We start from the raw sequence: 10646 nt of genomic DNA, 5'->3' as shown, positions 1-10646 counted from the left end.
GTGAAATCTCCGACTTTGAGTTTGACCAGCTTTTGGAAGAACTAATACAGCTGGAAGAGCGATTTCCTGATTTACAGGACAAAAACAGTCCGAGCCTGCACGTAGGAGGCACCATTACCAAGGAGTTTGAAACAGTGGAACATGAAACACGCATGCTTTCATTGGGCAACACGTATTCCAAAGAAGAACTGGAAGCCTTTGACGAAAGAGTAACCAAGGGGCTTGGCCACAGGGATTACACCTATTTTTGTGAATTGAAATTTGACGGGGTGGCCATAAGCCTGGTTTATGAAAAAGGCGAGCTTGTGCGTGCGGTTACCCGTGGTGACGGCTTTCGCGGTGATAATGTCACTGCCAATGTAAAGACCATCAAGAACATCCCTCTTTTTCTACAAGGGGACCATATCCCTGACAAGTTTGAAGTCCGCGGCGAAATTTTCCTTCCCAAAAAGGAGTTTGATAAAATCAATGCCGAAAGGGAGGCCAACGGAGAGGCCTTATTGGCTAACCCAAGAAACACCGCCTCAGGAACCCTGAAAATGCAGGACAGCAGCATTGTGGCCAAGAGAAAGCTAAACTGTTATTTCTACCAGCTACTGGGAGATGAGATCGGTGTGGACAACCACAATGAGGCCATCCAGCTCCTGGAAAAGTGGGGTTTCAACATTTCCCCTACCTACAGAAACTGCACGGACATCACTTCCGTACTGGATTATATCGAAGCATGGAGGGAGAAACGCCATGAACTGCCTTTGGATACTGACGGGGTAGTATTGAAAGTCAATGACTATGCCCAAAGAGAAGAACTGGGTTTTACCGCCAAAATCCCTCGATGGGCAATTGCCTACAAATACAAGGCGGAAAGCGCGGAAAGTGAGCTGATGTCGGTCACCTATCAGGTAGGCCGTACGGGTGCCATCACCCCCGTAGCCAACTTAGCCCCGGTCCTTCTGGCGGGAACTACCGTAAAAAGGGCCTCCCTGCACAATGCCAACGAAATCGCGCGGCTGGACCTGCACGATGGAGACAGGGTAATGGTAGAAAAAGGAGGAGAAATCATCCCAAAAATAACCGAGGTAGTAGCTGAAAAAAGAAAAAACGGCGCCCAGCCGGTACAGTACATCAGCCATTGTCCGGAATGCGGGACAGACCTGGTCAGAAAAGAAGGGGAAGCCAAACATTTCTGCCCCAATACCTCCTCTTGTCCTCCCCAGGTCTTGGGAAGGATTGAGCACTTTGTCTCCAAAAGGGCCATGAACATTGATTCGCTGGGAACAGAAAGAATCAGGGCCTTGATCAACCAAGGGTATGTCGAAACTCCTGCCGACCTTTATGACTTGCATGCAAAAGAAGCCCAGTTATTGGGTCTGGAGATCAATAATGAACAGTACGAAAAGAGCAGTGATGGATACCTTTATGTCGCACTGAGGAAAGCCCTTTTTGCCATCACCAGCGGAATATCCCTCACGGCTATAGACCGGTACCTCAATGACCATGAATCCCTTGAGCTACAGCCCAGAATCGAAAAATTCAAAAACTTCGTCCAGGGACAAAAAGCCAAGGTAAGCGCAAATATTGCTTCGGTGGAAAAGCTTTTGGCTTTGCTTTCAGAATATAAGCATGACCAGATCGAAGATTATCTTCCTGTCTCCGTGATCCTATCGATGTTTGTGGGACGGCAAATCAGCCTTGCATCACTGCAGCAACTGTCCAAACAGAAAAACACGGTTCATGACATCGTTCTTTGCTTGGACTTTGAACTTACCGGTGAACAAGAAGAGAAAATCAAGAAGCTAAAAGGAAACACCTTCCAGGAGGGGGTTATTTCCAACATGCTCAAAGGCATAGAGACCTCTAAAGCCCAACCATTCCAAAAGGTTTTGTTTGCTTTGGGAATAAGGAACATCGGAGAAAATACGGCGCAAATATTGGCAGACCATTTTAAGAGTATTGAAAAGCTGACCAGTGCATCCTCTGAGGAACTGTTGGAAATTAATGGAGTCGGCGAAACATTGGTCCAAAGTATTCAGGAATTTTTCGCTGAAGAAAAAAATCTTGACATCATCTCCAGGCTAAAGGCGCATGGACTCAGCTTCGAAATCAACGAAGAGGATAAGCCAGAACCACAGAGCAACACTTTGGAAGGCATGAAAATCCTGGCATCCGGTAAACTGGAGCATTTCAAACGGGATGAAATCATTGATGCGGTCGTAGCCAATGGAGGCACTTATGTCAAATCCGTCTCCAAAAACCTGGATTTTATCATAGAAGGAGCAGACATGGGCCCTAGCAAAAAAGAAAAAGCGCAGAAACTTGGCGTTAAACTGATCTCCGAAGAGGACTTTATAAAGATGATAGGAGCGTAACAAGAGGCGTTGATCAAATGATGAAATGGATCCAGGAATGCTGTATTTCCTTTAAGCTCAGAAAAAATCCTATAAATAAGGTAGAGAATTGGGCTAAATCAATGGAGGATATCAAATCAATTCATATTTTAGCAGATTCTTATGAAGACTTGGCAGTTGCGGAAGAAACGCTGCGATCAAATTGGCCCAATGCCTTAGAGATCAAAAAGCTTTATTACTCGGAAACGGAGCAAAACGAGGAAAGCTTTTCCAGTAAAAGCTTTTCATTATTGGGGGTTCCTACCAAGCATTTGGACGAATTTCTGATAAGCCCTGCTGATGTGGTTCTGTCAACAGTGACGAATTACAATGTTTACGAGAAATACATCATGTCACATAAGACGGCCGCCTATAGGGTGGGCTTTTACAAATTTCAAAAAGATATCCCATTGGATGTTCTTCTGGCCATCGATGCGGAAATGGATTTGAAAACGAATATTGGAAACTTACTTAAATACCTAAAGAAGATAATATAGAAATGAGACAATTTATCGGGACTGGAGTAGCATTAGTGACGCCCTTTGATGAAGATGGGAATATTGACTTTATTGGGCTGGAGAAGGTGATTGAGCATGTTATCCAAGGAGGTGCAGATTATATAGTCGTTCAGGGTACTACGGGAGAGGCTTCTACCCTATCCCGACAGGAAAAGCGTACTGTCCTGGCAGAGTCCCTAAAGATCAATAAAGGAAGACTGCCTATTGTTTACGGCATTGGCGCCAACAACACCCAGGCAGCGATAGAGGAGATCAATGATACTGACCTCACGGGTGTTTCTGCCCTGCTGTCAGTAAGCCCATATTATAACAAACCTACCCAGCAAGGCATCATCCAGCATTACCAAAAATTTGCTGACGCCAGCCCTGTACCTGTCATCCTTTATAATGTACCGGGAAGAACCATGTCCAATGTAAGTGCAGAAACGACATTGGAACTGTCCAAACATCCCAATATTGTTGGTATAAAAGAGGCCAGTGGAGACCTGGTACAATGCATGAAAATAGCCAGCCTTAAGCCGGATGATTTTCTACTGATTTCTGGAGACGATATGCTCACTGCCAGTATGAGGGCTATCGGATGCGAAGGGGTAATTTCAGTCCTTTCCAATGCATTACCGGAAATATTCAAAACCATTTGCCACGGAAGTCCTGAAGAAGCCAAAAAGGCGACCTTCAGACTGCTGGACATTAATCCACTGATGTATGTGGAAAGCAACCCCGTAGGAATTAAAAACCTGCTTAAACACCTTGGGGTCTGCGGTGATCAGGTCCGATTGCCACTGCTGAGGGCTACAGCAGAGCTCGATCAAAAAATTGAAAAACTTGCCAATGCAATATAAAAAAGAAGGCCAGCTAAGCTGGCCTTCTTTTTTACTAGTTATATATTAACCTTGATTTTTCTTGTCCTGAACTTCTTTCCGGATATCTTGGGCCAAATTCTTAAGGTCCTGCATACCTTTTCTTACTCTTGTCCCAGCAGCCTGATTGCTTTTTTCATAGAACTTCTCGAAATCGGCTTCCAAAGCCATAACAAGATCCTTGATTTCACTAAATCTGCTCATAGTAAAAGTTAATTTTTTGGTTGATGATAAGTTTATTTTTTATTCAATATAGTCAAAATGTTTATAAAACAACAGATTGGCCACTTTTTTTGAACTTTTTATTCCCCGAAAGAAGTAGCTAATTCAGTAGTTTTATAGAAACCACTGGTCAGCTTGTCCTTGATTGCTTCAAATGCTGTAATGGTTTCTTTTACATCTTCAACGGTATGTGACGCCGTAGGAATCAACCTCAATATGATCATACCTTTAGGTACTACCGGATAGATCACCACAGAGCAGAAAATATTGTAATTTTCCCTTAAGTCCTTGCTCAATGTAGCTGCCTCACCTACTGTGCCGTTAAGAACAACAGGTGTCACCGGTGTGGCAGTGGTACCAATGCTGAAGCCTTTGGCTTTTAGGCCGTTTTGCAAAGCATTCACAATGGTCCAAAGCTTTTCCTTTTGTTCTGGGCTCTTTCTGATGATCTCCAATCTCTTCAAGCCACCTTCCACAAAAATCATCGGCAGTGATTTGGCAAAGATCTGAGAACGCATATTGTATTTCAGGTAATGGATCACCTTTTCATCTCCGGCGATAAACGCACCAATTCCGGCCATTGATTTGGCAAAGGTGGAGAAATAAAGATCAACCTGATCCTGTACTCCCTGCTCCTCTCCTGCACCGGCACCGGTTGGCCCCATGGTTCCAAAGCCATGAGCATCATCCACCAAAAGTCTGAATTGGTATTTTTCCTTCAATTTGGTGATACCTTTCAGGTCGCCCATATTTCCAGTCATCCCAAAAACCCCTTCAGTGATCACCAAGATACCTCCGCCGGTTTCATTGGTAAGCTTTTCCGCTCTGATCAGCTGCTTTTCAAAGCTCTCCATGTCATTGTGCGGGAATACGAAACGCTTGCCCAGGTGCATTCTCAAACCATCAATGATGGATGCGTGGCACTCACTGTCATAAACGATCACATCTTTACGGTCGGCCAAGGAATCTATCACTGACATGATGCCCTGATAACCATAATTCAGCAAGTAAGCTTTTTCTTTTCCCACAAATTCTGCCAATTCACGCTCAAGCTGTTCGTGCATTTCCGTATTACCGGACATCATCCTGGCTCCCATCGGATAGGCTGCTCCCCACCTTCTTGCAGCCTCTTCATCGGCCTTTCTCACTTCAGGGTGATTGCCCAACCCAAGGTAGTTGTTCAAACTCCAGGTCAACACTTCCTTACCCTTAAATTTCATTCTAGGAGCAATTTCCCCTTCCAATTTAGGAAACATGAAATATCCTTCTGACAAGTCTGAATGCTTGCCCAAAGGCCCTAGATTAGTCTGTAGTTTCTCAAATATATCCAAAACTTATAAACGTTTAGCGTACTTAATGCTTACTTCTTATACTATTCATTAAAACCCCCAAAAATAGTACATTTTCAAGTTCTGTGCAAAAAACGCCCCATTTTTCACTTTATGCCGCATTAATTGCTATCTTTTATTGATTACTTTTAAACGAACAGTTAAACCCAAAATTGAGATGAAGCAGATAAAAAAAATCCTTGTAGCCAACAGAGGCGAGATCGCCCTGAGAATCATGAGGACCATCAAGGAAATGGGCATTGCTACGGTCGCTGTGTTTAGCGAGGCGGACAGAAAAGCCCCCCATGTACAGTTTGCCGACGAAGCCGTCTGCCTGGGACCTGCCCCATCTTCCCAGTCTTATCTCAATAGTAAAAAAATCATTGAATGCTGTAAATTGCTCAAGGTAGATGCCGTGCACCCTGGTTATGGCTTTTTATCGGAAAATGCCGGTTTTGCCCAATTGGTTACCGAATCAGGGTTGATTTTTATCGGCCCCTCTCCTGAATCCATTAAAATCATGGGCGACAAACTGGCCGCCAAAAAAGCGGTCAGCCACTACAATATCCCACTTGTGCCGGGCACTGAAACAGCCATTACGGATATCGGCGAGGCCAAAACCACTGCGAAGGCCATTGGCTATCCGGTTTTGATCAAGGCTAGTGCCGGAGGAGGGGGAAAGGGCATGCGCATAGTCGAAAAGGAAGAAGAATTGGAAGAGCAGATGCAAAGGGCCATCAGTGAGGCACAGTCTTCCTTTGGGGATGGATCCGTATTTATAGAAAAATACATTACCCGACCGCGGCACATAGAAATCCAGGTACTCGGTGACCATCATGGTACCATCCTACATTTGTTTGAACGGGAATGCTCTATCCAGCGCAGGCACCAAAAAGTCATCGAAGAAGCTCCCTCCCCCATTGTCGATGCAGAGATGCGGCGGGCCATGGGACAGGCAGCGGTTGATGTGGCCAGGTCCTGTGGCTACCATGGTGCTGGGACCGTAGAATTTATTGTCGATGAAAACCGCCACTTTTATTTTTTAGAAATGAATACCCGCCTACAAGTGGAACATCCAGTAACGGAAATGATTACGGGAAAAGACCTGGTAAGGGAACAAATAGTGATCGCTGAGGGAAAGAAACTGGAATTTACACAAGAGGACCTAAGGATCTCCGGACATGCCATAGAAACCAGGGTGTATGCAGAAGACCCTTTGAACAATTTCTTACCGGATATCGGTGTGCTCACCACCTACAAACGGCCCCAAGGCCCCGGAGTCCGTGTTGATGATGGCTTTGAGGAGGGCATGCAAATCCCCATTCATTATGACCCCATGATTTCCAAACTCATTACCCATGGACAAAACAGGGAGAAGGCCATAGCAAAAATGAGCCGCGCTTTGGACGGCTACCAAATTACCGGAGTAGCCACCACCATTTCTTTTGCCCGATTTGTTATGAGCCATCCTGCATTTACCTCTGGAAATTTTGACACCAAATTTGTGGAAACTCATTTTGCCAAAGATCAGTTAAGGCCTACTTTTTCAAAAGAGGAAGGAGAAATACTGGCTGCCCTTAGTAGCTACCTATTCAGCCACTCACAACATCAAAAGGAAGGCGGGGCGGAGAAAAAAGCAACTACTCCTCCCCCTTCTAAATGGAAAAAAAGAAAAAACCATGGCTGAAATCCTACCCTTCAAAGCCTGGAGGTACAACCCTGAGTTAAACCATTCTATAGAAGAACTGACTTCCCCTCTGTTTGATGTGGTATCACAAAGCCAGCTAAAGCAACTGTACCATCTTCCCTATAATAGCATACATCTCACTGTGCCCCAAAAAGGGACCTCCTTCGAAGAGACGCTTGAAACACTTGCAGAATGGAAATCAAAAGGAATCATCCTTCAGGATAAGGCACCGGCCATCTATGTATATTATCAGTATTTTATGCTTCCTGGCAGCGAAAAACAGTATTGCCGAAAAGGGTTTATCGCCCACATAAAAGCCTATGAATGGGAGGAGAAAGTCATCTTGCGTCATGAAGACACGATCGCCCGTTCTGTGGAAGACAGGATAAAACTCCTAAAAACAACAGAAATCCAGACAAGCCCTACTCATGGGCTCTATGAAGACGGAGGCTTTACTTTGGAACCATATATGGATGCGGCCATCTGCAGTCCTCTATATGACATTGAAGACTACCAAGGAGTCCGGGAAGTCCTAGCGGCCATCACGAACCCTACCATCATCTCAAAGTTTGTCCGTCACCTGAAGGATAAATCCATCATTTTAGCCGATGGTCACCATCGGATCCAAGCGGCCATCGAATACAGAAGGGAAAGGGCAAAACTCCAGCCCCATCATCAGGGAAATGAGGGCTATAACTATCATATGATGTATCTAACCAATGCAAAGTCCAACAACCTCAAAATTCAACCTACCCATCGACTTTTTCGCGACCTTCCGCTTTCTAAAGAACAAATTTTAGAAAAGCTCTCGGCCCATTTTGAGATCAGGCCCATTTTAGACCCAGATGATATCGACCAATTTACGGTGCAAAAGAAATGGAGCTTTGCCTTTATCTTTGATAATACCGCCTATATGGTCACATTAAAAGACGGAAAAATAGACTTATTTGACCAAGATATTCCTCCAACGGTTAAAAACTTGGATTTGTCTGTGCTGCACTATTTCTTTGTTGAACAAATTTTGGGGATTCCCTTGAAGCGACAACGATACGCGGACACTATCGAATACGAAAGAAATATTCACCGCTGCCAACATAAGGTGGCCAATGGAGAGTTTTCCCTTGCTGTGATTACACGGGAGATACGCATCGAGGAAGTGATGCAAGTCTGTAAATCAGGTCATACCTTGCCCCAAAAATCAACCTACTTTTACCCCAAAACCCTTTCAGGACTACTATTCGGTTCTATCAAGGAAGAAGAATTTACCTATCCATACCATAAATTTCTATAAAATTGATTTCCCTATTACCCAAAAAAAACATCGTCCTGGCCTCCAAATCTCCGCGAAGACAGGAATTACTTAAAGGATTGGACATTGATTTCACCGTTCGAACCAAAGATATCGACGAAGGCTTTCCGAAAGAACTTTCAGACAACCATGTGGCTGCCTACCTGGCGGAAAAAAAGGCGGCAGCCTTTGAGGAGGAATTGGCCGACAATGAACTTATCATCACCTCTGATACGACCGTTCTGGTGAATGGAAAAGTATTGAACAAACCGAGTAGCAAGGAGGAAGCCGTAAAAATGCTCAAAGAGCTTTCCGGCAATGTCCATCAGGTCATTTCTGGAGTTTGCATGATGGACAAAACCAAGAAGGTGGTATTTGATGATACCACAGAAGTCCACTTTAATGTATTGCTAGAAGAAGAAATAAACCATTATATCGAAAAGTATAAGCCTTACGACAAGGCCGGCTCTTATGGTGTACAGGAATGGATCGGCTATGCCGCTGTGAACAGGCTGGTGGGCTCCTTTTATACGGTTATGGGACTTCCTGTCCACAAGATCTACGAGGAATTGAAAAACTGGTAGATCAATCAGTGTGAGAGGAAGGACGGCCTCCAGTCCACTGTTGACTGTCGACCGTTGACTGTTGGCCGTTGACTGTTGGCCGTTTCGGGCATAAAAAAAGCCCTCCGTGAATACGGAGGGCCAGTAAGTGTGGGCGGCGACCTACTCTCCCGGGTGTAACCCCAGTACCATCGGCGCGGCAGGGCTTAACTTCTCTGTTCGGGATGGGAAGAGGTGGGTCCCCTGCGCCGTACCACCCAAAGCCTTCTGGACTTTTCAGTCGCCTGTTTCTTAAATATTTTTCAGTTTCTTTGACACCGGAAAGACAATACAACATGGTCACTGGTAAGTTTTCGGGCTATTAGTACTGCTCAGCTATGCCGTCTCCGGCTTTACACCTGCAGCCTATCAACGTCATCGTCTCTGACAACCCTATACGGAAACCTCATCTCGAGGTGGGTTTCGCACTTAGATGCTTTCAGCGCTTATCCCTTCCGGACGTAGCTACCCGGCAGTGCAGTTGGCACCACAACCGGTACACCAGCGGTCCGTCCAACCCGGTCCTCTCGTACTAAGGTCAGATCCTCTCAAGTTTCCCACGCCCGCAACAGATAGGGACCGAACTGTCTCACGACGTTCTGAACCCAGCTCGCGTGCCACTTTAATGGGCGAACAGCCCAACCCTTGGGACCTTCTCCAGCCCCAGGATGTGACGAGCCGACATCGAGGTGCCAAACCTCCCCGTCGATGTGAGCTCTTGGGGGAGATCAGCCTGTTATCCCCAGAGTACCTTTTATCCTTTGAGCGACGGCCCTTCCATACGGTACCGCCGGATCACTATACCCGTGTTTCCACCCTGCTCGGCTTGTCGGCCTCGCAGTCAAGCTCCCTTATGCTATTGCACTCCGCGCACGGTTACCAAGCGTGCTGAGGGAACCTTTGGAAGCCTCCGTTACTCTTTTGGAGGCGACCACCCCAGTCAAACTACCCACCAAACAATGTCCCCGAAAATACGGGTTAGACACCAAGCAAACAAAGGGCCGTATTTCAACAATGGCTCCACAACGCCTGGCGACGCCGCTTCATAGCCTCCGGCCTATCCTACACATCGTTTACCCAATGCCAATGTTAAGCTGCAGTAAAGGTTCATGGGGTCTTTCCGTCCCGTTGCGGGTACGCGGCATCTTCACCGCGACTACAATTTCACCGAGCTCATGGCTGAGACAGTGCCCAGATCGTTACACCATTCGTGCAGGTCGGAACTTACCCGACAAGGAATTTCGCTACCTTAGGACCGTTATAGTTACGGCCGCCGTTTACCGGGGCTTCAGTTCAGCGCTTCTCTTACGATAACGCCCCCCCTTAACCTTCCGGCACCGGGCAGGTGTCAGGCCTTATACTTTGTGTCTCCACTTCGCAAAGCCATGTGTTTTTGATAAACAGTCGCCTGGGCCTTTTCACTGCGGCCTCTCATCTTGAGATGAGTAGGCGCCCCTTCTCCCGAAGTTACAGGGCCATTTTGCCGAGTTCCTTAGCCATGATTCACTCGAGCACCTCAGGATTCTCTCCTTGACCACCTGTGTCGGTTTGCGGTACTGGCATATATACGCTTAACGCTAGAAGATTTTCTTGGAAGTTCTTAGGTCCGCTATCCGCGCTCCCGAAGGATTGCGGTACTATCAGGTTCGGCTAACAGCGCGCATTTGACTACGCCGCCAATACCTACACCCTTCAACCCGGTATTCCGTCACCGGGCGGAACTTTCATCACTCCGTCCCTCCATTGCCTGTATATAC

8 protein-coding genes and 2 rRNA genes (1 of these 10 cut by a window edge) are annotated in these 10646 nt (G+C 46.2%); 6 read left to right on the top strand and 4 right to left on the bottom strand.

The features are described from left to right. The 3 genes from ligA to dapA form a co-directional block, all read left to right on the top strand. Window positions 1-2366 (top strand): NAD-dependent DNA ligase LigA (gene ligA, locus ACYVAA_RS09815; protein ID WP_460541034.1); only part of this gene is annotated, 2366 nt, incomplete at its 5' end. A gap of 17 nt (window positions 2367-2383) precedes the next feature. Then, a complete protein-coding gene (locus tag ACYVAA_RS09810) occupies window positions 2384-2881 on the top strand; it encodes a DUF6913 domain-containing protein (RefSeq protein WP_460541032.1) in 498 nt (165 codons plus the stop codon). Between the two features lie 2 nt (window positions 2882-2883). Then, window positions 2884-3744 (top strand): 4-hydroxy-tetrahydrodipicolinate synthase family protein, encoded by an 861-nt coding sequence (gene dapA, locus ACYVAA_RS09805; RefSeq protein ID WP_460541030.1) that lies wholly within the window; start codon window positions 2884-2886, stop codon window positions 3742-3744. A gap of 45 nt (window positions 3745-3789) precedes the next feature. Here the strand turns inward: dapA and ACYVAA_RS09800 are convergent, their stop codons facing one another. Next, window positions 3790-3966, bottom strand: coding sequence for a histone H1 (locus tag ACYVAA_RS09800; RefSeq protein WP_460541028.1), 177 nt, complete (start codon window positions 3964-3966; stop codon window positions 3790-3792). Window positions 3967-4064: 98 nt separating this feature from the next. Further along, a complete protein-coding gene (locus tag ACYVAA_RS09795) occupies window positions 4065-5315 on the bottom strand; it encodes an aminotransferase class I/II-fold pyridoxal phosphate-dependent enzyme (RefSeq protein WP_460541026.1) in 1251 nt (416 codons plus the stop codon). A gap of 175 nt (window positions 5316-5490) precedes the next feature. On the opposite strand from ACYVAA_RS09795, the gene accC reads away from it, so the two are divergent. From accC to ACYVAA_RS09780, 3 genes are read left to right on the top strand one after another with little or no spacing between them, the layout of a single operon-like run. Beyond that, window positions 5491-6999, top strand: a complete 1509-nt coding sequence (gene accC, locus ACYVAA_RS09790; RefSeq protein ID WP_460541024.1) for an acetyl-CoA carboxylase biotin carboxylase subunit — start codon at window positions 5491-5493, stop codon at window positions 6997-6999. Beyond that, the gene (locus ACYVAA_RS09785) at window positions 6992-8290 is read left to right on the top strand and encodes a DUF1015 domain-containing protein (RefSeq protein ID WP_460541022.1); all 1299 of its coding nucleotides are present in this window, start codon (window positions 6992-6994) and stop codon (window positions 8288-8290) included. Before accC ends, ACYVAA_RS09785 begins: the two co-directional genes overlap by 8 nt. A 2-nt stretch (window positions 8291-8292) precedes the next feature. Next, entirely contained in the window at window positions 8293-8871 is a 579-nt protein-coding gene (locus ACYVAA_RS09780) for a Maf family protein (protein WP_460541020.1), read from the top strand. 128 nt (window positions 8872-8999) lie between these two features. On the opposite strand, the gene rrf is transcribed toward ACYVAA_RS09780, so the two are convergent. Beyond that, window positions 9000-9111, bottom strand: a 5S ribosomal RNA gene (gene rrf, locus ACYVAA_RS09775). An 80-nt stretch (window positions 9112-9191) separates the two neighbouring features. After that, window positions 9192-10646 (bottom strand): 23S ribosomal RNA (locus ACYVAA_RS09770); it runs 1423 nt beyond the window's last position.

The organism is Echinicola sediminis, from assembly GCF_054777495.1.
Note: the sequence above shows the minus strand (reverse complement) of the source record. Positions and strands in the feature narration are given on the sequence as shown.

What these genes read in the sequence shown, in the direction of transcription:
- ACYVAA_RS09810 (WP_460541032.1), top strand. Translation starts at nt 2,384, where the DNA reads ATGATGAAATGGATCCAGGAATGCTGTATTTCCTTTAAGCTCAGAAAA.
- dapA (WP_460541030.1), top strand. Translation starts at nt 2,884, where the DNA reads ATGAGACAATTTATCGGGACTGGAGTAGCATTAGTGACGCCCTTTGAT.
- ACYVAA_RS09800 (WP_460541028.1), bottom strand. Translation starts at nt 3,966, where the DNA reads ATGAGCAGATTTAGTGAAATCAAGGATCTTGTTATGGCTTTGGAAGCC.
- accC (WP_460541024.1), top strand. Translation starts at nt 5,491, where the DNA reads ATGAAGCAGATAAAAAAAATCCTTGTAGCCAACAGAGGCGAGATCGCC.
- ACYVAA_RS09785 (WP_460541022.1), top strand. Translation starts at nt 6,992, where the DNA reads ATGGCTGAAATCCTACCCTTCAAAGCCTGGAGGTACAACCCTGAGTTA.